Source organism: Stenotrophomonas sp. CS3K5, from assembly GCF_059515225.1.
Map to the genome: position 1 here is coordinate 176256 of NZ_JCAKRX010000006.1, position 25595 is coordinate 201850.

General features: G+C 68.9%; 23 protein-coding genes. 14 read left to right on the forward strand and 9 right to left on the reverse strand.

Going from position 1 to position 25595, the window contains the following annotated elements; all coding sequences use genetic code 11:
- The first annotated feature begins 77 nt into the window (after positions 1-77).
- The 3 genes from ribA (at position 78) to AC5YGJ_RS11175 (ending at position 3322) form a co-directional block, all read left to right on the forward strand.
- The gene (ribA, locus tag AC5YGJ_RS11165) at positions 78-1211 is read left to right on the forward strand and encodes a GTP cyclohydrolase II RibA (protein ID WP_249842749.1); all 1134 of its coding nucleotides are present in this window, start codon (positions 78-80) and stop codon (positions 1209-1211) included.
- A 75-nt stretch (positions 1212-1286) separates the two neighbouring features.
- Positions 1287-1787, forward strand: coding sequence for a PH domain-containing protein (locus AC5YGJ_RS11170; RefSeq protein ID WP_496186569.1), 501 nt, complete (start codon positions 1287-1289; stop codon positions 1785-1787).
- On the forward strand, positions 1784-3322 hold the full coding sequence (locus tag AC5YGJ_RS11175) for a PH domain-containing protein (RefSeq protein WP_496186570.1): 1539 nt from the start codon (positions 1784-1786) through the stop codon (positions 3320-3322). Before AC5YGJ_RS11170 ends, AC5YGJ_RS11175 begins: the two co-directional genes overlap by 4 nt.
- A 15-nt stretch (positions 3323-3337) precedes the next feature.
- Here the strand turns inward: AC5YGJ_RS11175 and AC5YGJ_RS11180 are convergent, their stop codons facing one another.
- A complete protein-coding gene (locus AC5YGJ_RS11180; protein ID WP_496186623.1) occupies positions 3338-4396 on the reverse strand; it encodes a CDP-glycerol glycerophosphotransferase family protein in 1059 nt (352 codons plus the stop codon).
- On the opposite strand from AC5YGJ_RS11180, the gene AC5YGJ_RS11185 reads away from it, so the two are divergent.
- Positions 4395-5201: a glycosyltransferase family 2 protein gene (locus AC5YGJ_RS11185; RefSeq protein ID WP_309338966.1), complete on the forward strand. Its 807-nt coding sequence runs from the start codon at positions 4395-4397 to the stop codon at positions 5199-5201. The two genes, AC5YGJ_RS11180 and AC5YGJ_RS11185, sit on opposite strands and share 2 nt — an antisense overlap.
- A 21-nt stretch (positions 5202-5222) precedes the next feature.
- Here the strand turns inward: AC5YGJ_RS11185 and AC5YGJ_RS11190 are convergent, their stop codons facing one another.
- From AC5YGJ_RS11190 to def, 5 genes are all read right to left on the reverse strand, one after another.
- Positions 5223-6488 (reverse strand): O-antigen ligase family protein, encoded by a 1266-nt coding sequence (locus tag AC5YGJ_RS11190; protein WP_496186624.1) that lies wholly within the window; start codon positions 6486-6488, stop codon positions 5223-5225.
- A gap of 141 nt (positions 6489-6629) precedes the next feature.
- Positions 6630-8339, reverse strand: coding sequence for an ArnT family glycosyltransferase (locus tag AC5YGJ_RS11195; protein WP_249842745.1), 1710 nt, complete (start codon positions 8337-8339; stop codon positions 6630-6632).
- Positions 8340-8361: 22 nt separating this feature from the next.
- Positions 8362-9693: a 16S rRNA (cytosine(967)-C(5))-methyltransferase RsmB gene (rsmB, locus tag AC5YGJ_RS11200; protein WP_249842744.1), complete on the reverse strand. Its 1332-nt coding sequence runs from the start codon at positions 9691-9693 to the stop codon at positions 8362-8364.
- A 3-nt stretch (positions 9694-9696) separates the two neighbouring features.
- Positions 9697-10620: a methionyl-tRNA formyltransferase gene (fmt, locus tag AC5YGJ_RS11205; protein WP_309338960.1), complete on the reverse strand. Its 924-nt coding sequence runs from the start codon at positions 10618-10620 to the stop codon at positions 9697-9699.
- 118 nt (positions 10621-10738) lie between these two features.
- On the reverse strand, positions 10739-11251 hold the full coding sequence (def, locus tag AC5YGJ_RS11210) for a peptide deformylase (protein WP_496186571.1): 513 nt from the start codon (positions 11249-11251) through the stop codon (positions 10739-10741).
- Between the two features lie 127 nt (positions 11252-11378).
- Here def and AC5YGJ_RS11215 point away from each other — a divergent pair, with 127 nt between their 5' ends.
- From AC5YGJ_RS11215 to AC5YGJ_RS11255, 9 genes are all read left to right on the forward strand, one after another.
- The gene (locus tag AC5YGJ_RS11215) at positions 11379-12512 is read left to right on the forward strand and encodes a LysM peptidoglycan-binding domain-containing protein (RefSeq protein WP_496186572.1); all 1134 of its coding nucleotides are present in this window, start codon (positions 11379-11381) and stop codon (positions 12510-12512) included.
- A gap of 105 nt (positions 12513-12617) precedes the next feature.
- Positions 12618-13745, forward strand: coding sequence for a DNA-processing protein DprA (dprA, locus tag AC5YGJ_RS11220; protein WP_496186573.1), 1128 nt, complete (start codon positions 12618-12620; stop codon positions 13743-13745).
- Positions 13746-13788: 43 nt separating this feature from the next.
- Positions 13789-14262: a DUF494 family protein gene (locus tag AC5YGJ_RS11225; protein WP_057497164.1), complete on the forward strand. Its 474-nt coding sequence runs from the start codon at positions 13789-13791 to the stop codon at positions 14260-14262.
- 39 nt (positions 14263-14301) lie between these two features.
- Positions 14302-15054, forward strand: coding sequence for a pilin (locus AC5YGJ_RS11230; RefSeq protein ID WP_496186574.1), 753 nt, complete (start codon positions 14302-14304; stop codon positions 15052-15054).
- Between the two features lie 49 nt (positions 15055-15103).
- Positions 15104-16036, forward strand: a complete 933-nt coding sequence (locus AC5YGJ_RS11235; protein ID WP_249842739.1) for an RDD family protein — start codon at positions 15104-15106, stop codon at positions 16034-16036.
- A 193-nt stretch (positions 16037-16229) separates the two neighbouring features.
- A complete protein-coding gene (locus AC5YGJ_RS11240) occupies positions 16230-18701 on the forward strand; it encodes a DNA topoisomerase I (RefSeq protein ID WP_107231884.1) in 2472 nt (823 codons plus the stop codon).
- 115 nt (positions 18702-18816) lie between these two features.
- Positions 18817-19377, forward strand: coding sequence for an L-threonylcarbamoyladenylate synthase type 1 TsaC (tsaC, locus tag AC5YGJ_RS11245; RefSeq protein WP_309338946.1), 561 nt, complete (start codon positions 18817-18819; stop codon positions 19375-19377).
- A 43-nt stretch (positions 19378-19420) separates the two neighbouring features.
- Complete coding sequence (locus tag AC5YGJ_RS11250) at positions 19421-20113, forward strand: DUF4124 domain-containing protein (protein WP_496186575.1); 693 nt, start codon at positions 19421-19423, stop codon at positions 20111-20113.
- Positions 20114-20135: 22 nt separating this feature from the next.
- A complete protein-coding gene (locus AC5YGJ_RS11255) occupies positions 20136-20870 on the forward strand; it encodes a hypothetical protein (RefSeq protein WP_496186576.1) in 735 nt (244 codons plus the stop codon).
- Positions 20871-20972: 102 nt separating this feature from the next.
- Here the strand turns inward: AC5YGJ_RS11255 and AC5YGJ_RS11260 are convergent, their stop codons facing one another.
- A complete protein-coding gene (locus AC5YGJ_RS11260) occupies positions 20973-21749 on the reverse strand; it encodes an SDR family oxidoreductase (protein WP_249842735.1) in 777 nt (258 codons plus the stop codon).
- A 111-nt stretch (positions 21750-21860) separates the two neighbouring features.
- On the opposite strand from AC5YGJ_RS11260, the gene AC5YGJ_RS11265 reads away from it, so the two are divergent.
- Positions 21861-22073, forward strand: a complete 213-nt coding sequence (locus tag AC5YGJ_RS11265) for a hypothetical protein (RefSeq protein ID WP_496186577.1) — start codon at positions 21861-21863, stop codon at positions 22071-22073.
- Between the two features lie 98 nt (positions 22074-22171).
- Here AC5YGJ_RS11265 and sppA read toward each other — a convergent pair whose 3' ends face one another.
- Both sppA and AC5YGJ_RS11275 read right to left on the reverse strand, forming a co-directional pair.
- Positions 22172-24094: a signal peptide peptidase SppA gene (gene sppA / locus AC5YGJ_RS11270; RefSeq protein ID WP_249842733.1), complete on the reverse strand. Its 1923-nt coding sequence runs from the start codon at positions 24092-24094 to the stop codon at positions 22172-22174.
- 116 nt (positions 24095-24210) lie between these two features.
- The gene (locus AC5YGJ_RS11275) at positions 24211-25575 is read right to left on the reverse strand and encodes an MATE family efflux transporter (RefSeq protein WP_032129679.1); all 1365 of its coding nucleotides are present in this window, start codon (positions 25573-25575) and stop codon (positions 24211-24213) included.
- Between the last annotated feature and the right edge of the window lie 20 nt (positions 25576-25595).

The following is a 25595-nucleotide window of genomic DNA, read 5'->3' on the forward strand; positions in this document are numbered from 1 at the left end:
ACCGAGGCCCGACCGGCCCCTGCGACCGGCAGCCGCACCGTGTTGAATACGACGCTGGCGCCCCCATAGAGACTGCGATGTCCGCCTCCCCCGGTCCTGCCATGCCTGCTTCTTCCCTGTTCGGCGACCCCGCCGCGATCCGCTGCGAACGCGCGGTGGCCGAACTGCGCGCCGGCCGCCCGGTGCTGCTCCACGATGGCCAGGGCCAGCGCCTGGCGGTCATCGCATTGGACAGTGCCACCGCCAGCAGCTTTGCCACCTTTGCCAATGCAGCGCGCGAGCGCCACTACCTGTTCCTGACCGCCACCCGCGCCCGCGTGCTCGGCGTGGAGGCAGCGCAGGGCGCGCGCCTGCCGCTGGCCGGCATCGCCTTTGATGCGCTGCCCTCGCTGGGTTATCTGCGCGAGCCGGGGCCGATGCCGGCCGACTGGAGCGCCGGTGATGCCTTCGATGCCGGTGCGGTGGAACTGGCGCGCCTGGGCCTGCTGCTGCCGGCGATGGTCGCGGTACGCCTGGAATCCGGCGACAGCACCTTCGACGGTGCCGCTGAAGTAGCCCTGTGCGACCTGGCCGAGGGTGCGGCACACGCGGCCCACGACTACGAACTGGTGGCGCGTTCGCCAGTGCCGCTGCGCGACGTCGGCATGACCACCTTCGCGGTGTTCCGCGGCGGCGTGGCGCAGCGCGACCAGGTGGCGATCATCGTCGGCGAGCCGGACCTGTCGGCGGTGGTGCCGGTGCGCGTGCACTCCTCGTGCCTGACCGGCGACCTGTTCGGTTCACTCAAGTGCGACTGCGGCGACCAGCTGCGGCGTGGCCTGCGCAAGCTGAAGGAGCTGGGCGGCGGCGTGCTGCTGTACCTGGACCAGGAAGGCCGTGGCACCGGCATTGCCGCCAAGATGCGCGCCTATGGCTACCAGCACGACGGCCTGGACACCATCGACGCCGATGCGCAGCTGGGCTTCGGTGCCGACGAGCGCCGCTATGGCAGCGCGGTGGCGATGCTGCGCGGCCTGGGCGTCACCCGCGTGGCCCTGCTCAGCAACAACCCGACCAAGGCGCAGCGCCTGCGCAATGCCGGCATCGAGGTGCTGGACTGCATTCCGGTCACCGGCGAGATCACCACCGAGAACGAGCACTATCTGCGCACCAAGGCCGACCGTGCCGGCCACCTGCTGGATGTGGATGCACTGATCCAGGCTGCGCAGTAACGTAGCCGACCTGCTACCGTCTGCGCGGTGCGGCCACGGCCGCCATCGCCCGCCCTGCCGCCTGACGGAGCCTGCGTGACCGACGTCGTTCCTGCCACCCCGCCCACCGCCGCCTGGCAGTCGCTGCCCCCGCGCGCGGCGCGTCTGGCCGCATTTGAAGGCGCCTTCGGTGGCCTGTTCGTGCCGGGCCTGCCACTGGCGGCGGCCTGGTGGTTCTTCGATCTTCCCGGCGGCTTCTGGGCTGCATCGGCGGGACTGCTGGCGGGGCTGCTGTTCGGCGCCTGGCTGGGCCATCGGCGCGTCACCCGCACCCGCTGGCGGCTGGATGCACAGGGCCTGGGCCTGCGTCGCGACCTGATGTGGCAGCTGGAAACGCGCATTCCCGTTTCGCGCGTGCAGCACCTGGACCTGCGCCGCGGTCCGCTGGAACGACGCGCCGGCCTGGCCACGCTGATCGTGCACACCGCCGGCACGCGCATGAGCGCGGTCACCGTCAGCGGCCTGGACGAAGCCGACGCCGAACGCCTGCGTGACACCCTGGCGCACCAGCTGGACCAGGACGCCGACGCCCTGTGAGCCTGCCGCCGCCCCTGCCCGTATCGCTGCCCGCCGGTGGCGAGGACCATCGCCTGCACCCGTGGTCGTGGCTGTTCGTGCTGTTGATGCAGCTGCGCCACTACTTCCTGCCGCTGGTCGCGCTGCTGGTGTTCGGCCAACGCGGTGACCGCGATCCGATGTGGGCACAGCTGGTTCCACTCTCCGCCATCGCCGTGCTGGTGCTGGTGTCGGTGCTGCAGTACCTGAGCTATCGCTACCGCATCGGCATCGATGCGATCACCGTGCGCAGCGGATTGCTTGCGCGCAATCGTCGCGAGATTCCGTTCGCCCGCATCCACAATGTGGAGGTGCGGCAGAACCCGCTGCATCGCCTGTTCGGCGTGGCCGAACTGCGCCTGGAGTCGGCCGGCGGCGCCCGCCCGGAAGCGGAAATGCGGGTCCTGAAGCTGGACCAGGCGCTGGCGCTGGAGCGTCTGGTGCGCCAGCGCGGGCACGCGCCACAGGCCGCCGATGCCCACGCCACCACCGACACCGCCGATGCAGGCGACGGGCAGGTACTGCTGCGCCTGTCGAGCTGGGAGGTGGTGCGCATGGGGCTGCTCTCCAACCGCGGCTGGACTCTGGTGGTGGCCGCCATCGGCGTGCTGTTCCAGATCGTGCCGCGTTCGCTGATGGACGATGCCCTGCAGCGTGGCGGCCGCGAGGCGTTTGGCTATGCCAGTCATCTGCACCCCGGCGTGGCCGGTGCCTTCGCGCTGCTGGCCGGTGCGCTGCTGCTGGGCTGGCTGGTGCTGCGCGCGCTGTCAGTGGTGCTGACCCTGTTGCGCTATCACGGTTTCATCCTCGCCGAGCAGGCCGGTCGCCTGACCGTATCGGCCGGCCTGCTCAGCCGCACCCGCAGCAGCGTGGCGCGTCGCCGCATCCAGGCCTGGACGCTGCGTGAGGGCACCCTGCATCGATGGTTCGGGCTGCGTCAGCTGCGTATCGACAGCGCCGCCGGTGGCCCGTCGCGCGAGGAAGATCGTGCCCTGCGCGAGCTGGCGCCACTGGCTCCGGCGCCGCGTTGCGAGCAGTTGGTGCAGCAGCTGCTGCCGCACCTGCACTGGCCGCCCGCGCACTGGCAGGCGGTGCCGCAGCACGGCCGGTGGCGGCTGTGCGTGGGCGCGCTGGTGCTGGTTCCAGCGCTGGCGGCGGCCGGCTACTGGCGCTGGGGTGGCTGGGGCCTGATCGTGCTGGCCTGGCTGCCGGTGGCATTGTGGGTGGCGCGCCAGCAGATGGAGCGCATCGGCTGGTACCTGGATGCGCACTACGTGGCGGTGCGTGGCGGCTGGTGGAACCGCTGGTGGCGCTGGGCCGAGCTGGACAAGGTGCAGGGCCTGCGGCTGCAACGCTCGCCGCTGGACAGGCTGCTGGGCACCAGCAGCCTGCAGCTGGACACCGCCGGTGCACACGGTGATGTGGCATTGACCCTGTCCTACCTGCCGCAGGCACAGGCGCAGCAGATGATGGATCAGCTGGCCAGCGCGCTGGCACGGCGCAAGCTGCGCTGGTGAGGCGGCACTACCCGTTCACCGCTGCGACGGTCCCCAGTAGCCCAGATCCCTGCGGATCTGCAGGTCGCGAACCCAGCTGCCGAACGGCTTGCGGCGCAACACGCCCATTTCACCGGACAGGAAATCCTCGGTGGCCGCGATCACTCGTTCGCTGGACAGGCCATCACGGTAGGGATGGATGGCATCGGCATAACGCACGATCTCCGCCTTCAGCGCCGCGTCCGGGTGCAGCGCGCGCTGCAGCATCGCCGCCAGCTGCGCGGGGTCGTCGAAGTCGATCATGTGCGGCTTCGGCACACGGTTGCGGAAGGTCACCACCGGCTTGTGCTGGACGATGAACTCCGAAACGATCGACGAGGTATCCGACACCAGCACGTCGGCCGCACGCTGAGCAGCCATCACCTGCTCCGGCTCGATGAAGCGCGCATTGGCACCGGCCAGCGCGCGGTACTGTTCGAACAGCTGCGGCGGGCACTTCGGGTGCAGGGTCAGCAGCCAGTAGCGTTCGCCAGCGGCGATGTCGGCGGCGATCTGTGCATGCAGGTGCGGAGCCGCACTGAGGCGTTCGGTGAAGGTCGAGCCGAACAGGATCACCGGGCGCCCGCCCGCGGGCGCGCGCAGCGCGGCGCTCTCGCCGCCATCATCGCGGAACAGGGGATCCAGTTTCGGCCAGCCGGTCTCGACCACCGCGAAGTGGCCCTGGTGATCGGCGATCTGGCGGAACGGTGCGGTGGTGGCAGGGCCCTGCGTGCAGTACAGGTCGAACATGCCGCGCACCCGGAAGTGGCCACGCGCACTGTCACGCTTCTCCACGTTGAAGCCATGGAACAGCTGCACCTTGGCCCCGGACAGGAACGTCGGTACCCAGTTGGCGGCGCTGAACACCGCGCGCGGACGCATCGCCAGGGCCTGCTTCAGGCCGATGTTGGGCACCCCGGGCAGGCTGCTGCCGGCCGCGCCGCCTTCGAACCAGGCGGCCAGCTCCTGCCCGGAGGCGTGCAAGGCCTGCGCCAACGGGGCGAGAATAGGCAGCGCATAGCGCTCCGTCGCAAACAACAGGTAACCGGCCATCATGTCCTCCACGACCGCTCCCATCGAACGGCCTCGCATCTCGGCGTGCATTATCACGTTCAACGAGGCCGGCCGCATCGGCGACTGCCTGGCCTCGCTGGCCTTCTGCGATGAGATCGTGGTGGTGGACTCGCAGTCCACCGACGCCACCGTGGCCATCGCCGAAGCGGCCGGTGCCCGCGTGCTGCAGCGGCCCTTCGACGGCTTCCGCAGCCAGAAGGCGTTCTGCGTAGAGCAGGCCAGCCACGACTGGGTGCTGTGCCTGGACGCCGATGAGCGCATCAGCCCGGACCTGCGCACGGCCATCGAACAGGCCCGCGACGGCGGCTTCGCAGGCCATGCCGGCTACCGCTTCGCGCGCCTCTCCGAGTACTTCGGCAAGTTCCTGCGCCACGGCAACGCCTACCCGGACCGGGTGCTGCGCCTGTTCGACCGCCGCCAGGGCGGCTGGCGCGGCAAGCGCGAGATCCACGAAGCGGCCAGCGTCGACGGCAGCGTCGGCGCCCTGCGCGGCGACCTGCTGCACTATCCCTACCGCTCGCTGCAGCAGCAGCTGGCCAAGACCGAGAAGTACGCGCGGATGATGGCCGAGCACGAATTCGCACGTGGCAAGCGCGCCACCCTGGGCAAGCTGGTGCTGGCGCCGGCCTGGCGGTTCTGGCGCGGCTTCCTGTTCCGTGGCGGCTTCCGCGACGGCTGGCATGGCCTGGTCTATGCCTATGTCCGCGCCAACTACGTACGGCAGAAGACCATCATGCTGTGGATGCTGGGCAACGGCCAGGCGGTGGCCGATCCGCCAGGCGCCTGATCGTCGGCTGTCGCGTGGCGGTCAACCGCCGAGGCGTGCCCGGTGCCGCGCACCTTCGACGATCGACAGGCCGGTCAGCAGGCCGACCAGGGTGACGTAGAAACTGGCCGTCATCTGGTGCGCGAACATCGACTGGGTCAAGCCGCACAGGGCGTAGGAGATCACCAGCATCACGCCGGCGGCCGCTGGACCGCGGAACGTTGCCCGGCCACTGCGCCGGTGCAGGCGCACGAACAACCAGAGCGGAATGCCGTAGACAGCCAGCAGCAGTGCCAGGCCCGGAACTCCCTGGGTGGCCGCCCATTCGGCGATATCGTTGTGCGCATGCCCCAGGTGGCAACGTGCCTCGGCCGGGTTGTCGCGGCAGACCGGTACCCGCTGCATGGCGTTGTCGAAATGCCCGATGCCAACCCCAACCAGCGGGTGGTCAACGAAGGTGTCCCACGCCACCTGCAGGCGTTCCACGCGTGCGCCGGCCGACGAATCGCTGTCGCCCTGCTCCATGCGCTGCACATCGCTGTGCAGTTCACTCAGGCGTACCTGGTGGCGCAGTTCCGGCACCGACAGCAGCAGTGTCGCGCCGATGGCCAGCATGCCCGCCAGCACCGACAGCCGCGCCGCACCGGTCCGCCAGCGCAGGCTCAGCGCCAACACCACCAGCAGCGCCAGCAACGCCGCGAAGACCCCGCGGCTGCCGGTCAGGACGATGGTGCCGCAGCCGGCCGCCATGCCCACGATCACCAGCGACCAGCGCCGCGATGGGCGGCAGAACACCAGCAGCACCATCAGCACCATCACGATGTCGGCCAGCACGATGGCATTGGTGAACAGTTCGGCGCGCGGCGCACCACCGAGCACCTGCCACAGCGACATGGCGAAGGTGGCCAGCAGACCGGTCAGCGCGCCGTACCAGAGCCAACGCAGGTCGGGACGCAACGCGCAGACCCACAAGGCGATCCACGGAATCACCACGAAGCGCGAGCGATTGTCGACGTCACGCAGGCCCTGTTCGAACAGCAGGACCGATACCAGCCCCAATACCAGCACGGCCAGCATCAGCCAGGTCAGCACCTTGACCGGCTGCCCGGCCATGCCACGCGCGCGCCACAGCAGCTCCGGCGCCAGCAAGGTACTGAGCAGCAGCAGCAGGCCATACGGCAGCAGGTTGATCGGCACGGTCAGGACCAGCGCCGGCAGGCAGAACAGGCCCAGTTGGGCCAGCCCGTGCGCAGCGCCCTGGCGCCCACCGACGGGAATGCCCAGCAGATCGCCGCCCTTGGAATTCAGGTTGTCCGATGAAGCTGGCACGTCGGAGATATCGCTGCAATCTGCGGAATGAACGGAAGCGGCCACCGAGGTCGTTTCCGCCTGCTGTTTTACTGCCTTTGGCCGCGCTTGGGCAGACTGGACAAGTCGAAATGGTAGGCGCTAGTCATGTTCCTGCAAGCGCCGTTCACGTTCCCGTTCGGCCGGGGTGGCCACGCACGGCAGGCTGACCGCTGCCGCAGGCACCAGCCACCAGCGGCGGCGGTTGGCCACGCCGGCCAGTTCCGCGCGGCTGCGGTCGACGCAGGACAGCAGGGCGTGCTCGTTGACCAGCAACCAGCGACGTTCGGGCACCAGTCGCTGCCAGCGGGTCGCGGCCGCCAGCTGCGCGTACCAGGGGGTCTGGAAGCCGAACGTGGCCGCCGGGCGGTCGGCCAGCAGCAGGTTCTGTTCCTTCCATGCCACCAGCCCCAGTTCCGCGTCCGGGCCGATGCGGGCCCCCACCGTCCGCATCAGCCCATGGGCGGAACTGGAATCGTTCAGCAGCGGGTAGCCGATCAGGCTGTACACCGTCCATATCCCGGCCAGGGTCGAGACCAGCGCCAGGTGACGCCGGCGGCCACTGGCCAGCAGGCTCAAGCCACCCCACAGGCCCATGGCCAGAATCGCCCACGCCAGCGCGTCGACCGCCCCCGGCGCCAGCCCGCGGCTGTGCGTCAGACGCAGCTCGTAGCCCGGGTCCCCCAGCAGTGCCAGGGCTCCGGCCACCGCCAGGCCCAACGCCAACAGTGCGGTGAACGCGCCCACCACGGCCTGCACGTCACGCCGCTTCAGCAGGCCCGGCAACAACGGCGCCAGCGCCAGGCAGAACATCGGCAGCGCCGGCAGGATGTACACATCGCGCTTGCCGTCGGGCAGGGAAAAGAACAGCACCACCAGCAGCCACCAGGCCAGCGGCAGCAGGTAGCGCGGGTCACGGCGGCGCAGGCGCCGGCGCCACGCCGGGAGCGCCCAGGGCAAGGCCAGGATCGGCGGAATCCACAGCAGCGGCATCGTCGCCAGGAAGTACCAGCCGGGCTGGTGGTGGTCCCAGGAATGGGTGTAGCGCCGCGCCGTCTGCTGGAACAGGATGTCGTCGATGTAGGCCCGGTAGGCATCCGAGCCGGTAGCCAACGCCGCCAGCAGCATCGGCGCCAGCCACAACGCCACGGCCAGCACGAAGGCCAGCGGTGCCAGCCAGAAACGCGGATCGCGTGCGTGCAGCTGCAGCCGCGGCCAGTGCAGCGCCGCGGCCAGCGCCGCCGGCACCAGCATCAGCAGCGCCAGCAGGCCCACGCCCTTGGTGATCACCCCGATACCGGCGAAGAACCAGCCCAGCCACCACCAGCGCCAGGCCGGGCCCAGCAGCAGATGGCGCAGCAGGCCGTAGTTGGCCAGGGTGATGAACAGCAGCAGCAGCGCGTCGATCTGCGCCTTCTTCGCCTGGAAGGTGAACTGCAGCGCGAACAGCAGGGCCCAGCCCGCATACAGCCCCACCCGCCGCGTCCACAGCCGGCGGCCCAGATCCACCACGCACCACAGCGTGCCCAGCGCCGCCAGCAGCGACGGCAGCAGGAAGGCCACGCGCCAGTGCCCGATCAGGCTGTACAGCGTGGCCTGCCACCACATCAGCATCGGTGGCTTGTCCGAGTACAGCTCGGTGCCACGATGCGGGAACAGCCAGTGCCCGCTGTCGATCATCTGCTTGGCCACCAGCGCGAAGCGTGGCTCGTCCGACGGCCACGGATCGCGAAGGCCAAGCCCGGCCCCCAGCACCAGCAGGGCCATCACCGCCAACAACCAGGTCTCGCGCGACGCGCGGGTTTTCAGCATGGGGCTCGCAACGGCAGCGGAGTCAGGCCGTTTTTAGCAGACGTGCGTAGAAGAATCCGTCAGCATCGTGGTCACCGGGCAGCCGTTGGCGTGCGATTCCGTCGCAGTCCAGGCCGAATGCGTCGCCCAGTGGTTGCGCCTGCGCATCCGGATGCCACTTCAGGAACGCCCTCACCTGATCGACGTTCTCGGCGCGCAGGATCGAACAGGTGGCGTACAGCAGCACCCCGCCCGGGCGCAGCATCGACCAGCAGGCTTCCAGCAGGCGTGCCTGCACACCGACCAGGGCCTCGATGTCCTCGGCACGGCGGTGGAACATGACGTCCGGCTGACGGCGGATCACGCCGGTGGCCGAACACGGCGCGTCCAGCAGGATGGCGTCGAACAGGGTGCCATCCCACCAGGCACCGGGGTCACTTGCGTCCGCCACCCGGGTCTGCGCAGCTTCGCCCACGCCGGTGCGCACATAGGTATCGCGGGCGCGCGCCAGGCGACGGGCGTCGATATCCAGGGCCAGCAGCTGCAGGGTCGGGTCACGTTCGAGCAGGTGCGCCGACTTGCCACCGGGGGCCGCGCAGGCGTCCAGCACGCGGGCGCCGGGCGCCGGCGCCAACGCGTCGGCAGCACATTGCGCCGACAGGTCCTGCACCGACAGCGCGCCGTCGGCGAAGCCCGGCAGCTGGTTCACCGCGATGGGCGCCGCCAGGCGCAGCGCATCAGCGCTGAGCGGGCTGGGCTCGGCGGCGATACCGGCCTCGGCCAGCACCGCCAGGGCCTTGTCGCGGCCACCGTGCTGGCGGTTGGCACGCAGCCACAGCGGAGCCGGTTGCAGGCTGGCGGCGAAGATCGCCTCAGCCTGGCCCGGCCAATCGCGCTCCAGGGCATCGGCCAGCCAGTCAGGGAACGCATCACGGGCCGGCTGCTCGGGGAACCCCTCGCGCTGCGCACGGCGCAGGATCGCGTTGACCAGGCCGGCCTGGCGCTCGCGGCCCAGCGCGCGCGCGGCGTCAACAGTCGCCGACAGGGCCGCATGCGCCGGCAGTTCCAGCACGTCCAGCTGGGCGAACCCGACCATCAGCAGCGTGCGCAGGTCGGCATCGCGTGCCGACAGCGGCTTCTGCATCCACGACTGCAACGCCGCGTCGTAGGTGCTGCGCCGGCGCAGCACGGCAAAACACAGCGCTTCCAGCAATGCACGGTCACGGCTGTCGGCCAGCTTCGGCAGTGCCCAGGCCAGTTCGGCCTTCAGCGAACGGCCGCGGGTGAACACCTGCGCCAGCACGCGCGCGGCCAGCATGCGGGTGGCTGCGCCCGGCGCCGCCTTGGCGATGGAGAAATCGTTCTGCTTCGACACCGCTTATGCCCCCACGCGCAGGTCGCGGCGGGCGTTGAGGTAGTCGGCGGCGGTGATCGCCTTGCCGCCTTCACGCTGCAGCACGCGCAGGCGCAGCGCGCCCTGGCCGCAGGCAATGTCGATGCCCTCGCGGCCGGCGGCCAGCACCGTGCCCGGTGCCTGGCCGTGGGCCAGGTCCAGCGCCACCGCACCATGGATGCGCACGCGCTCACCGGCCAGTGTGGCCTCGGCGATCGGCCACGGGTTGAACGCGCGCACGGTACGCGCCAGCGCCCCGGCGTCCTGCGCCCAGTCCAGCTTCGCTTCGGCCTTGTCCAGCTTGTGCGCGTAGGTCACGCCCTGCTCCGGCTGCGGCCGCGCGATCGGCTTGATGCCGGCCCGCAGCAGGCCCAGCCCGTCGGACAGCACCTGCGCGCCCAGCTCGGCCAGCCTGTCGTGCAGCTGGCCGCCGGTATCGGTCGCGGCAATCGGCAGTTCCTGGTGCAGCAGCACCGGGCCGGTATCCAGGCCGGCTTCCATCTGCATGAGGCAGACACCGGTCGTTTCGTCACCGGCCTGGATCGCGCGCTGGATCGGCGCGGCACCGCGCCAGCGCGGCAGCAGCGAAGCGTGCACGTTCCAGCAACCATGGGGCGGGATGGCCAGCACCGCCTTGGGCAGGATCAGGCCATAGGCCACCACCACCATCAGGTCCGGCTGCAGATCGCGCAGCTGCTGCTGTGCGGCTTCGTCCTTCAGCGACTCGGGCTGGTAGACCGGAATGCCACGGGCCACTGCTTCCAGCTTGACCGGCGACGGCGCCAGGCCACGGCCGCGGCCGGCCGGGCGGTCCGGCTGGGTGTAGACGGCCACGACCTCGTGGTGGCGCGCGGCGGCGCGCAGCGACGACACCGCGAATTCCGGCGTACCGGCAAAGACAATCCTCATGGCTACCCCACTTGCAGGATGGATTCGTGCAGGAAAGAAAACGGCGCCGTCGGCCGGCGCCGTGCAGCCTGCGCCGTGCGCAGGCACGGGCCACCCGGCGGGTGGCCCGGATGGGCGATCACGCCACGTGCTTGCGCTGCTTGGCCAGCTTCTTGCGGACCATTTCGCGCTTGAGCGGCGACAGGTAATCAATGAACAGCTTGCCGTCCAGGTGGTCCATCTCGTGCTGGATGCAGGTGGCCAGCACTTCACCGGCCTCGATCTGCTGCGGCTGGCCGTTGCGGTCCAGGTACTTCACGGTGATGGTGTCGGCACGGGTCACGTCGGCGAAGATGCCCGGCACCGACAGGCAGCCTTCCTGGTACACCCGGCCCCCGTCCTTGGCGATGATTTCCGGGTTGATGAACACATGCGGTTCATTCTTTTCTTCGCTGACGTCGATGACCATGAAGCGCTTGTGCACGTCCACCTGGGTGGCGGCCAGGCCGATGCCGGGGGCGTCGTACATGGTCTCGAACATGTTGTCGACCAGCTCCTGGAAGGCCGGCGTGGTGACTTCGGCGGCGTCGATCAACGCGGCCTTGGTACGCAGGCGCGGATCGGGGAACTCGAGAATGGGGAGAAGGGCCATGGCTGTTTCCGGATATAAGGGCCGGCACGCCGGCATACGTCGCAGATTCTAGCTCCAACGCTTGCCTTGCGCCCCGGTTTCTGGACTATAGTGCGCGAACCTGTTGGGGAATCAGGGCTTCACACCTATGTTGCTTCGTTTTCGTACGGTCGTCGCCGCGGCGATGCTGACCGTGGCTGCCTATGCTACCGCCGTGGAAGTGAATGGCGGGCACCCGGACACCTATGTGGTCCGAAAAGGGGACACGCTGTGGGATATCGCCGCGCGTTTCCTGCAGAAGCCCTGGCTGTGGCCGGAGATCTGGCAGGCCAATCCGCAGATCGCCAACCCGCACCTTATCTATCCCGGTGACGTGCTGAGCCTGGCCTATCTGGACCGGGTGACCGTGGCCGCGCAGCCCGGCCCGCGCCAGGAGGCCCCGATCGATGCCATTCCGCTGGCCCAGGTCGAGCCGTTCCTGAAGCAGCTGAGCGTGGTCGACAGTGTCAAGCAGCTGCCCTACGTGGTCGGCCTGGAAGACAACCGGCTGCGCGTCTCCGGCGGCGATACCGTCTATGTCCGCCTGGCCGACGCCCAGGTCGGCCAGCGCTGGGCCGTGGTCCGCCCGACTGTGCGCTACGCCCAGCCCAAGCCGACCGAGGATCTGACCGCCAATGGCGATGTCACCCCCGGCAGCGGCAACCTGTGGAAGGCCTACAACGCCCCCAACGCGCGCCGTGGCGTGCTGGGCTACGAGCTGGCCCAGGTCGCTACCGGCACCATCACCCAGATCGCCGGCGGCAAGGTCGAAGCGTCCACTCTGGTCCTGGACAAGAACGTCGGCGGCCGTGAAGTGCGTTCCGGCGACCGTCTGGTGCCGATCGAGGCCCGCCCGTACGACCTGCAGTTCGTGCCGCACGTACCGGCAGCCGGGGTCGAAGGCGTGGATGTGCGCGTGCTGGCAGTGACCGACATGTTCACCGCCGGTGGCCCGCGCGACGTGATCGCGATCTCGGCAGGCCGCGCGCAGGGCGTGGACAACGGAACGGTGTTCTCGCTGTGGCGTCCGGGCCGTCATGTCGCGCACCGCATGAAGTACCCGACCTCCTCGCGCATGGACGACGCGCTGAGCACCGGCGCCGGCCGCGTCTCGCTGCCGGATGAGTATGCCGCGCACGCGATGGTGTTCCGCACCTTCGACAACGTCAGCTACGCGCTGGTGATGCAGGGCGTGAAGCCGGTGCGGGTGGGCTACAACGCGCTGCACCCGGACGCGAAGTAGCGTCGAGCAAGCTCGGCTCTGCAGGGGCGGTCTCCGGCAAACCCTGACGGTCACACGCGAAGGCGCCCTAGGGCGCCTTCGTTGCATCCGGCCGATAGTGGGGCAATGACCAGACAGATGGATGAGGCGCTGCTGCGCCTGGTGATGGCGGGCGGCGCATTGGCGCCACGGCGGGCACTGCTGCAAGGGGCCGAGGACGCCACGGCGGCCATCGCACGCGGCGTCGCCGGATGGCGTGAACACGGCTGCACGCCGGAGCAGTGCGCGGCACTGGAGCGCCCCGCCCCGAAGGCGTGGGCAAGCACGCTGCGCTGGCTGCAGGACGACCACCATCACCTGCTGGCCTGCACCGACCCCGCCTTCCCACCGTCGCTGCTGGAGGTGCCCAACCCACCGCTGGCCCTGTTCACGGCCGGCGACCCCAGCCTGGCCTGGCGCCCATCGGTGGCCCTGGTCGGCAGCCGCTCGCCAACACCGGGCGGCCGCGCGCTGGCGGCCCGCTTTGCCGGGTGCTTCGTCGAGGCCGGCCTGGCCGTGACCAGTGGATTGGCGGCCGGCATCGACGCCGCGGCCCACCAGGCCACACTGGACGCCGGTGGCTGCACCGTGGCGGTGATTGGCACCGGCCCGGACCGGGCCTATCCGGACAGCCATGCTCGGCTGCAGGCGCGGATCGCCGCCGACGGCGTGGTGCTCAGCGAGTACCTGCCCGGCACGCCCGCGCGCCCCGGCCATTTCCCGGCGCGCAACCGGCTGGTGGCCGGGCTGGCACTGGCCACGGTGGTGGTCGAAGCTGCACAGCGCTCGGGCGCGCTGATCACCGCACGGCTGGCCGCCGAGGCCGGCCGCGAGGTCTGCGCACTGCCCGGCTCGGTGCTCAACCCGCGGGCGGCGGGCTGCCACCGCCTGATCCGCGAGGGCGCGGCGCTGGTCGAGCGTCCCGAGGACGTACTGGAGCTGCTGGCCCCCGCCCTGCGCCAGCAGCTGCCGGGCTTGCAATCGCGGCTGGCCACCCCCACTGAACAGGCACTGCCGGCGCTCCTGCCGGCGCGCTGGGCGAACGACCCTGACTACCAGTGCTTGTGGCGGGCCCTGGACCACAACCCAAGCGGTATGGATTCACTGATCACGCGCTGTGGATTGACGGCGCCACAGGTGTCCTCCATGCTGCTGGCCATGGAACTGGCGGGAATCGTGGTGTGCGTACACGGCCGCTACTGTCGAACTCCCTAGTTTCTTCACCTCCACAGCGTCGCGCGACGCAGGCCGAGGGGCAATGAAAGAGAGCATCCTGGACGTACTGCTGTACCTGTTTGAACACTATTTCAGCGAAGATGCGGACCTGATCCGTGACCGCGATTCGCTCCAGAACGGCCTGATCCAGGCCGGTTTCAGCCCCACCGAGATCAACAAGGCGTTCGACTGGCTCGACGCCCTGGCCGCGCAGCGACCGAGCATGGCCCAGGCACGGGTCGACGGTCCTGTGCGCGTCTACCACGGCCCCGAGCTGGACAAGCTGGACGTGGAATGCCGCGGTTTCCTGCTGTATCTGGAACAGCACGGCATCCTCGACGCCGACCAGCGCGAGCTGGTGCTGGACCGGGCGATGGCCCTGGACCAGGACGAACTGGACCTGGACGACCTGAAATGGGTCGTGCTGATGGTGCTGTTCAACCAGCCCGGCTCCGAGGCAGCCTACGCCTGGATGGAAACGCAGATGTTCATGGACGAGCCAGAACCCCTGCACTGACCGTACACTTGGGGGCATAGCGCATTCAGGAGCGTCCCCGTGAGCGAGTGGTTCCATGCAGAAGGCAACCGGCAGCAGGGTCCGCTGCCGGCGGAACAGGTGGTGGAGTTGTTCCGCAACAACCAGATCACCCTGGACACCCTGGTGTGGCGCGACGGCCTGCCGCAATGGCAGCCGTTGCGCAGCGTCGTGGACGAGCTGGGCCTGATCGTGCCGGCACTGGACGCGGCAACACCGCCGCTGACGCCTGACCCCACGCCGGAACCCGCGCCGCCGCAGCCACCGGTGCTGCCGCCCTCCACCCCCTATACCGCCACGGCCGCCGCCGCCGGCGTGTTGCCGCCACCGAAGAAGAAGCTCTCCGGCTGCGCCCTCACCGCGATCATCGGTGGTGGGTTGCTGCTGGTGCTGGTGCCGATCATGGCCATTCTGGCGGCGATCGCGTTGCCGGCCTACAACGAGTACACCTTGCGTGCCAAGGTCGCCGCCGCGGCCGATGCCCTGCACCCGTTGCAGGACCAGGTGCAGCATTTCGCCGATGAGGAAGGCCGTTGCCCCGGCGCCAACGACGCCGGTTTCCCGGCCCCGGGCGACTTCACCCAGGTGGGCCTGTCGGCCGTGCACATCGGCCGCTTCAACAACGGCCATTGCGGCATCGAAGCCACACTGGCCGCGCCGGGCAAGCAGATCGACGGCGACCTGCTGTGGCTGGAATACGACCGCGACAGCGGCCGCTGGGAATGCAGCGGCGAGAGCGACAACAAGTACCTGCCGCCGTCGTGCCGCGGCTGAGCCGCATGCACGACCGCGCTTCCAAGGACGATCCTACAGGGAACATGCAATGACCGAGTGGTACTACGCCGAAGGACAGCAACGCCAAGGCCCGCTGCCGGTCCAGGAGATCCGCCAGCGCTTCCAGCGCGGCCAATTGAATCTGGACACCCTGGTCTGGCGAGAGGGCATGGCGCAATGGGCCGCGCTGCGCCAGGTGGTCGACGAGCTCGGCCTGCAGACGCTGGCCGATGCCAGCACGACCGCCGCCAGTGGCGGCTTCGACCTGCGCGGCGACTATGCCGCGATCGACAACGGCAGCGCGCCCCTGCCCGGCACCGGCGCCCTCAGCAGCTCGCCCTACAGCGCCCCTGCGGCTGCCGGCGACAGCAGCCATGGCCAACCGATCGCCGGTGGCGAAGTGGTCTACGCCGGCTTCTGGAAGCGTGTGGCCGCCTACATGATCGACTACTTCGTGCTGGCCATTCCCGGCGGCATCATCGGCGCCATCATCGGTGTCGTGCTGGGCGCCAGCATGGGTGCGTTCGGCGGTGGTGATACCGCCATCGAAATCGTCGCGCAGCTGGCCAGCGCGCTGATCAACCTCGGCATCGGCATGGCGTATTACACCTGGTTCCATGCCTCGCAGGGCGGCGCCACGCTGGGCAAGATGGCGGTCGGCATCAAGGTGGTGCGCAGCAACGGCGAGCGCCTGACCAAGGGCCGCGCCTTTGGTCGCTACTGGGCGGCGATGCTGAGCAGCGTGACCCTGGGCATCGGCTTCCTGATGGCCGCCTTCACCGAGCGCAAGCAGGGCCTGCACGACATGATCTGCGACACCCTGGTGGTGGATCGCTGGGCCTTCACCGACCAGCCGCACCTGCAACGGCGCGAACTGGGCGCGGTCACCATCGCGATCCTGGTGGTGACCGGCCTGCTGACGCTGGCCGGCCTGGCCCTGCTGGTGTTCGCGGTCGGCTTCATCGCCAAGATGGCCTCCTGAACGGCCATCCTCACGCCTGGCTGCTTGACAGGGGCCGCCCGGGCGTGATTCCTCTAACAAGGTGAAACCTGAACGCCCGGCACAGTACCGGGCGTTCAGTTTATGGATTTGCCCGTGGCCGCTTCACTAATGCGGCCGTTTGCTCCACCCTAGCGGCCCCTTCCCCACGGTTCGCCCCACAGACCCTGCTGCCATGCCCAAGCACCTGCTCATCGTCGAATCGCCGGCCAAGGCCAAGACGATCAACAAATACCTCGGCAAGGATTACACCGTCCTGGCCTCGTATGGGCACGTGCGTGACCTGATTCCGAAGGAAGGCGCGGTCGACCCGGACAACGGGTTCGCCATGCACTACGACGTCATCGACAAGAACGAGAAACACGTCGATGCGATCGCCAAGGCCGCCAAGGGCGCCGATGACATCCTGCTGGCAACCGACCCGGACCGCGAGGGTGAGGCGATCAGCTGGCACATCGCCGAGATCCTGAAGGAGCGCGGGCTGGTCAAGGACAAGCCGATGCAGCGGGTGGTGTTCACCGAGATCACCCCGCGCGCCATCAAGGAAGCGATCAGCCAGCCGCGCGCCATCGCCAGCGACCTGGTCGATGCCCAGCAGGCGCGCCGCGCGCTGGACTACCTGGTCGGTTTCAACCTGTCTCCGGTGCTGTGGCGCAAGGTGCAGCGTGGCCTGTCCGCCGGCCGCGTGCAGAGCCCGGCACTGCGCATGATCGTCGAGCGCGAGGAGGAGATCGAAGCCTTCATCGCCCGCGAATACTGGTCCATCGGCGCCGAGTGCGCGCACCCGTCGCAGCACTTCAATGCCAAGCTGATCAAGCTGGACGGGCAGAAGTTCGAGCAGTTCACCATCACCGACGGCGACACCGCCGAGGCCGCCCGTCTGCGCATCCAGCAGGCCGCGCAGGGCTCGCTGCATGTCACCGATGTGGCCAGCAAGGAGCGCAAGCGCCGCCCGGCGCCGCCGTTCACCACCTCCACCCTGCAGCAGGAAGCCTCGCGCAAGCTCGGCTTCACCACCCGCAAGACCATGCAGGTGGCGCAGAAGCTGTACGAAGGCGTGGCGATCGGTGACGAAGGCACGGTCGGCCTGATCTCGTACATGCGTACCGACTCGGTGAACCTGTCGCAGGATGCGCTGGCCGAGATCCGCGACGTGATCGCCCGCGACTACGGCATCGCCTCGCTGCCGGACCAGCCCAACACCTACCAGACCAAGTCGAAGAACGCCCAGGAAGCGCACGAAGCGGTGCGCCCGACCTCCGCCCTGCGCACCCCGGCCCAGGTTGCCCGCTTCCTGACCGACGACGAGCGCCGCCTGTACGAACTGATCTGGAAGCGCGCGGTGGCCTGCCAGATGATTCCGGCCACGCTCAACACCGTCAGCGTCGATCTGTCCGCCGGCAGCGAGCACGTGTTCCGCGCCAGCGGCACCACCGTGGTGGTGCCCGGCTTCCTGGCCGTGTACGAGGAAGGCAAGGACAGCAAGAGCGCCGAAGACGAGGACGAAGGCCGCAAGCTGCCGGCGATGAAGCCCGGCGACCGCATCCCGCTGGAACGCATCCTGGCCGAACAGCATTTCACCCAGCCGCCGCCGCGCTACACCGAAGCGGCACTGGTGAAGGCGCTGGAAGAGTATGGCATCGGCCGTCCCTCGACCTACGCCTCGATCATCCAGACCCTGCTGTTCCGCAAGTACGTGGAAATGGAAGGCCGCAGCTTCCGCCCGTCCGACGTCGGCCGTGCGGTGTCCAAGTTCCTGTCCAGCCACTTCACCCAGTACGTGGACTACGACTTCACCGCCAAGCTTGAAGACGAGCTCGACGCCGTCTCGCGTGGCGAAGAAGAGTGGATTCCGCTGATGGCCCGCTTCTGGGAGCCGTTCAAGGAGCTGGTGGAAGACAAGAAGGAATCGGTCGACCGCGCCGAGGCCAGTGGCGCGCGCGAGCTCGGCACCGATCCCAAGACCGGCAAGCCGGTGAGCGTGCGCCTGGGCCGTTTCGGACCGTACGCGGCCATCGGCAGTACCGCCGAGGACGCCGAGGAAAAGCCCAAGTTCGCCTCGCTGCGCCCCGGCCAGTCGATGCACACCATTTCCCTGGAAGACGCGCTGGAACTGTTCCTGATGCCGCGCGCGCTGGGTGAGGACAAGGGCGAACCGGTCAGTGTCGGCATCGGCCGCTTCGGGCCGTTCGCCAAGCGTGGCAGCACCTATGCCTCGCTGAAGAAGGAAGACGACCCGTACACCATCGACCTGGCCCGCGCCGTGTTCCTGGTGGAAGAGAAGGAAGAGATCGCGCGCAACCGGATCATCAAGGAATTCGAAGGCAGCGACATCCAGGTGCTGAACGGCCGCTTCGGCCCGTACATCAGCGACGGGAAAATGAACGGCAAGATCCCCAAGGATCGCGAGCCGGCATCGCTGACCCTGGCTGAGGTGCAGCAGCTGATGGAAGAAACCGGCAAGCCGGTGCGCAAGGGCTTCGGCGCCAAGAAGGCCGCGGCGAAGAAGGCCCCGGCCAAGAAGGCGGCGGTGAAGAAGGAAGCGGCACCGAAGAAGGCGGCAGCCAAGAAGGCACCGGCCAAGAAGGCGGTGAAGAAGGCCGTGAAGAAGGCGGCCAAGAAAGCGGTGAAAAAAGCCGCAAAATAGATCCACGCTATGCGTGGATGAAGGTCAAGGCGTGCGGACCAACGGTCCGCACCCACCACCCCATCTGCACGCCGCAGGGGGATAATGAAGGCCCACGTCGGGCCTGGTTGCCGTCATGAAAGAACTCACCCTGGACTCCGCTGTCGCCACGCTCCGCGCCGGCGGCGTGATCGCCTACCCGACCGAAGCGGTCTGGGGTCTGGGCTGCGATCCCTCGCACGAAGCGGCGGTGCACATGGTGCTGCGGCTGAAACAACGCCCCATCGAGAAAGGCATGATCCTGGTCGCCGCCGACCTGCCGCAGCTGGAAGGCTGGGTGCGCCTGCAGGCGCTGCCCGACGCCCGCCAACGTGCCGTGCTGGCCAGCTGGCCCGGTGCCAACACCTGGATCCTGCCGGCCGGTCCTCGGGCGCAGCCCTGGATCACCGGCGAGCACAGCGGCATCGCCGTGCGCATCAGCGCGCATCCGCTGGTGGCCGCCCTGTGCAATGCCTGGGGCGGCCCGCTGGTGTCGACCAGCGCCAACCTGGCCGGTGAACCGCCGGCGCGCCGCCGCGAAGAGCTGGATCCACGCCTGCTGCGCCTGCTTGACGGAGTGCTTGATGGCCAGACCGGCGGCCTGGCCCAGCCGACACCGATCCGCGATGCGCTCAGCGGCAACGTGCTGCGCTCGTGAGCCGACGATTGCACGGTTCCGGACAATCCCGCACCCTGCTGCCATGAACCTGACACGCACCGCCCTGGGTCTGTGCCTGCTGCTGCCGTGGAGCGCAGCGCCGGCCGCCGACGACGTGCGCGTGTACCGCTGCGTGGCCAGCAACGGTGCCGTGGCCCTGCAGGACAAACCCTGCAGCAACGGGCGGCAGGAAGTCCGCGACCTGCAGCGCCCGCGCGATCCGCCGCCGAGAGTGGTCAGCAGCGACACCCCGCCACCACCGCCCAGCGCCACGCCGGCCATCGGCGGGCGCGAAGTGCGCCACGTCTACATCCAGCCGCCGCAGCCGATGTACGAATGCGTGAGCGACGACGGCCGGCGCTACACCAGCGACAGCAACGAGGGCAATCCGCGCTGGGTCCCGTTGTGGACCAGCATCTGGTTGCCACACGGGTACCCCGGCGGCGGCCATCCCGGTCCGCGCCCGTCCATCGGTGGGCGGGTGGGTCGGCCCATCGGCGGAGGCGCCGGGTATCGTCCGCCCACGGTCGGTGTCGGCGTGGAGATACCGGCCGGCAGCGTGCTGGTGCGCGACACCTGCCACGCCCTGCCGCAGCAGGAAGTGTGCGCACGCCTGCGTGACCGCCGCTGGGAACTGGACCGCCGCTACAACAGTGCGCTTCAGAGCGAACGCACCACCATCAGCACCGAACAGCGCGGCATCGACGCACGCCTGTCGCAGGACTGCGAGCGCTGAGCGCAGCCTGTACGCTGTACGCATGAACAGACTGATCTGGCTGGCCCTGGCCGTGTTGCCCGGCGCTGCAATGGCCGAAGAAGGCGTGATCTACCGCTGCACCTCCGGCAGCAGCGACGTTCCGACCCTGCAACGTACGCCCTGCCCGGCCGGCAGCCAGCAGCAGGTTCTTCGCGTACCGGCGCCGGCCAATGCCGAACCGGCCGTGAGCGAACCCTCACCGGTACAGGATCCCGCCGCGGCCGCCGTTTCCGGGGCCAGCGGAGGGGCTGCGCCGGCTGCGCCCCCGACGGCGCCACGGCGCGCGGACGAAGGGCGCACGATCATGGAAGCGGGCATGGTGGAAGCCGAAGGCGGCGATCAGATCCTGGACAGCGCAGCGCTGCACCACGATGCCGAGGCGCGTGCCGCCAGCGACGGGCCGCCGAGGCCGCCGCTGCCCCCGATCTTCCAGTGCACCGACAGCCAGGGCGGCGGCTACCTGCACGAATACGAGGCCTCGCCGGCACGCTGCGAACTGATGACCGTGCAGGGCCTGGGTGGTGCAACGCCGGTCAATGCGGCCAGCTGCGAAGTGGTGCGCGACACCTGCGAGGAGCTGCCCGAGGCACAGCGTTGTGGCAGCTGGCAGCAGCGCTTCCGCGACGCACGCGGCCGCGAGCGCTTTGCCGCGCCGGAGAACCGCGAACATGCCCAGGGCGAGCGCGAGCGGTTGCAGGGTGTGCTGGAGGCCAGCCATTGCCCGGTGCCGGGATGACCGCCACCCGGTAGGGCCGGCCGCTGGCCGGCAGCCACACGATGTTCAGAGGATTGCAGTTGCCGGCCGGCGGCCGGCACTACCGAGACCCGAGACCCGCGATCAGAACCCGTAACGCAGGAATCCACCATCCACGGCGATGCATTCGCCGGTGACATAGCTGGCTGCCGGCAGGCACAGGAAGCCCACGGCCGCCGCCACTTCCTCCGGCTCACCGATGCGACGCATCGGCGTGCGGTCGATCACCTCCTCGTAGTAGTCCGGGTCCGACAGTGGGCCGGAGGTTCGCCGCGTGCGGATGTACCACGGCGCCACGGCATTGACCCGGATACCGTCCTCGGCCCATTCCACGGCCAGGTTGCGGGTCATCTGGTGCATGGCCGCCTTGGTCATGCCATAGACCACGCCACTGCGCACGTGGGTCAGGCCGGATACGCTGCCGACGTTGACGATGGACGACGCGGCGTGGCGCGCCAGCAGCGGATGCGCGTAGCGCGACAGTTCGAACGCCGAGAACAGGTTGGTCTCGAAGATGTTGCGCCATTCGTCCTCGGTGTATTCGGTCGCGGGCCGGGTGATGTTGCCGCCGGCGTTGTTGACCAGGATGTGCAGGCCATCGCTGTGGTCTTCCACCCAGTCGAGGATCTGCCGGCGGTCTTCGTCATCGGAGACATCGGCGGCCAGCGCATGCACCTGCATCTGCGGATGCACGTCCAGCAGTTCGTCGCGTGCGGTCTCCAGCATGTCGATATCGCGCCCGACGATCATCAGGTCGGCGCCAAAGCCGGCCAGTTCGTGCGCGATGGCCAGGCCGATGCCGGCGCTGGCGCCGGTGATCAGGGCCGTCTGGCCATCCAGGCGCCACCGTTGCTGGGTCATGTGTTCTCCCGGGCCGCGCCCGCTGTGTTCCGATGCGGCAAGGATACGCGCTCACGGCGGCCCCCTGCCGGGGATGCGACACTGCGGGCACGCCCGTCATGGAGTGCCGCCATGCGCATCCTGAACCTGTCCATGCCCCTGCTGGCTGCCGTGCTGCTGTGTGCCTGCCAGCGCCCGCCCGCACCGAACCCGGAACAGCCGCCGGTGCCGAAAGCGATGTCGCGCGCGATCAACGAACCACTGGACCGCGCCAAGGGGGTGCAGAAGATCCTGGACGATAGCGACACGCGCGAGCGCAAGGCCGAGGCCGACGCGACGCATTGACCGGTGGGGTCAGAGCTCTTTGCGCCGCAAAGGGATCCGACCCCATGAATGAAAACGCCCGGCCTGGGCCGGGCGTTCTCATTCGATACCGTTGCCGGTCAGAACCCGCAGAAGCAGTACGCCAGCGCCTTCACCGGCGCGCCGTTGCCCTTCTCGCGGGCCGCGTTCTCGACGAAACGCAGCTGCGTGTCCACTTCCGGCATCGTGCGGGCCAGCATCATCCGCGCCATGCCCGAGTCGGACAGCATCCACGCACCGGCACGGCTGCCGGCGAAACCGCTGACGAACTGCGCGAACGGCGTGGCCGCCTTCTCGATGTAGCGCACGCGGTAGGCGTCGGTCTTGCCGAGCTTGGCGCGGCCGGCCGCATCGGCCACGGCATCCTTCAAACCACCGAAGGCGTCAACCAGACCGCGCTCCTTGGCCTGGGCACCGCTCCACACGCGACCACGGGCCACTTCATCGATGGCCTCGACCGGCTTCTTGCGGGCCTCGGCGACACGGCCGGTGAAATCGGCGTAGCCCTTGTTGATCACCGACTGGATGACCTGGCCAACGGCCGGGTCCATCGGGCGGGTCACATCGAACGCACCGGCAAAGCGGGTGGTGCCGACACCGTCGGTATGCACGCCGATCTTGTCCAGCGCGCGGCTGAAGTTGGGAATCATGCCGAAGATGCCGATCGATCCGGTGATGGTCGACGGATCGGCATAGATGCGGTCGGCATTCATGCTGATCCAGTAACCACCCGATGCGGCCAGGTCGCCCATCGATACCACCACCGGCTTGCCGGCAGCCTGCAGGGCCACCACTTCACGACGGATCTGCTCGGAGGCAAAGACTTCGCCCCCTGGAGAGCTCACGCGCAGCACCACCGCCTTGACGTTCTCGTCATCGCGCGCAGCACGCAGCAGCGCCGAGGTCGATTCGCCACCGATGCGACCGGCAGGCAGGTCACCGCCGCTGATTTCGCCGGCGGCGACCACCACGGCCACCTGCGGACGCGAGTCCACCGGGTTGCGACGTGCGTCGAGCAGGGCCAGGTAGCCGCCGAAATCGACATTGCGGAAACCGCCGTCGGCATCGTCATCGGCCACGCCGCGCTCGATCATCAGATCCTCGAATTCCTCGCGGGTCTTCAGCGCCGTCACCAGCTTCTGCTGCAGGGCGAACTTGGCCAGATCGCCACCGGCGGCGGCCACGCCTTCGGGCAGCGTATCGATGCCCGCAGCCAGCTGTGCCGGGTCCAGGCGGCGCGCCTTGGCGATATCACCCAGGTAGCGCTGCCACACATCGTTCATCCAGAACAGGTCGGCTTCCTTGGAGGCCGGCGAGGCGGCGTCGAGCACATACGGCTCGGCCGCGGACTTGTACTCGCCCACCTTGAACAGGTGTACGTCCACGCCCAGCTTGTCCTGCAGGCCGGTGCGGAAGTACTGGCGGTAACGGCCCAGGCCTTCCAGCACCACCGAGCCCATCGGGTCCAGGTAGACCTCATCGGCCTGTGCGGCCAGCAGGTACTGCGACTGGCCCATGCTCTCGCTGTAGGCCACCAGCTGCTTGCCCGAGGCGCGCAGGTCCTGCAGCGCGGCGGCGACTTCACGCAGCGAGGCGAAGCCGGACGGCTGCAGCTTGTCCAGCTCCAGCACTACCCGCTCGATCTTCTTGTCTTCCTTGGCCGACTCGATCACCCGCAGCAGGTCGCGCAGCTGGATCTCTTCGGCACTGTTGTCGCCCACTGCCTTGGCCAGCGCGCGGCTGACTGGATCAGCGCTGAACTGCTCGACCAGGCGGCCTTCCGGCGCGATCACCAGGGTGGTCCGGTCCTGCAGCGATTTGCTGGCACCGGCGCCCATGCCGGCAGCGACGATGAACATCACCAGCAGCAGGAACAGCAGGCCGAAGAACAGCAGGTTGAGGATCAACCGGCGGGTGAAGTTCATGACGTCCCACAGCCCGATGAAGAAACTGGCGACGGGGTTGCGACGCGCCGGGGGCAGCGGGGGCACGGGTTGATTCATGGAACGCTCCGGATGGCTTCTTGCCGTGGTACCAGCATAGCCGCTGCCGCGTGATGCAGCATCGGACACAAGTCAGGGGATCGCCCGCCAGGGGTGAACATGGCGGGCGCAGAAGGTCAGGACAGCATCGACTGGCCGATGCGCAGGCTGCTGCGGCGCAGGCGCCAGCCCATCAGGATGGCGGCGGCGGTCAGGCCGACGATCAGGCCGATCCACATGCCCTGCGGCCCCATGCCCAGGCCCAGGCCGAGCCCGGCACCGAGCGGCATGCCCAGGCCCCAGTACGCGAACATGGCGATGAACATCGGCACGCGGGTGTCCTTCAGGCCGCGCAACGCGCCGGCCGACAGCACCTGGATGCCATCGGGGAACTGGAAGGTCGCCGCATACAGCAGCAGGGTCGAGGCCAGCCCGGCCACCGCCAGATCGTTGGTGTAGACGCCGACGATGGCGTCGTGGCCGAACAGCAGCACCGCCGCCGACAAGGTCTGCGTGCCCATGATGATCGCGTAGCCGGCCCACGCCGCACGGCGCACGCCGAAGCCATCGCCACGGCCGACCGCATGGCCCACGCGCACGGTGGTGGCCTCGGCCACCCCCATCGGGATCATGAAGCACAGCTGCGCGACGTTGATCGCGATCTGGTGTGCGGCCGCCTCGTTGGCACCGAGGCGGCCGATCAGCAGCGCGGTGACGATGAACAGACCGCCTTCCATCAGCACGGTGATGCCGATCGGCAGGCCGGTACGCAGCAGGTCCCAGATCGCCTTCCAGCGCGGGCCTTCGAAATGCGAGAACAGCTGCAGGTGGGCAAAGCGCTTGGTGAACCACAGGTAGGTGGCGAAGGCGATGGCCTGCAGCCACATCATCACCGCCGAGGCGATACCGAGCCCTTCGGCGCCCATTTCCGGGAAACCGAGCTTGCCGTTGGCCAGCACATAGCCCATTGGCGCCAGTACCAGCAGGCCACCGAAACCGAGCAGCATGGTCGGCAGCGTCCAGTGCATGCCTTCACTGAGGTAGCGCATGCAGAAGTACAGGGTGAGCGCCGGACCGCCCCAGCGCACCGCATGCAGGAACGCGGTCGCTCCCGGCACGATGTCCGGTGCGATGCCGAACGCCGGCAGCAGCGGCGGCACCACGGTGAGGAAGGTGAACATGATCAGGCCCAGGCCCAGCGCCAGCCACAACGCCTGGCGGAACAGCGGGCCGATCTCGCGCTCGCGGCCGGCGCCATGCAGCTGCGAGACCGAGGCGGTAAGCGAGATGAGCGTGCCGATCGGGATCAGCATCGGCAGCCACAACAGTGCGGTACCGATGGTCACCGCGGCCAGGGTCGCCGTGGCGTGGTGGCCGGCAATCACGTTGTCGACGAAGGAGATCAGACCGGTGGATACGTGGCCCAGCACAAGCGGCAGGGCGAGCAGACCGGTGGCGCCGACTTCCTTGCTGAAGCGCGGCGTGGAGGTTGCAGTAGACATAAGGTGCTTGACGCGAACTA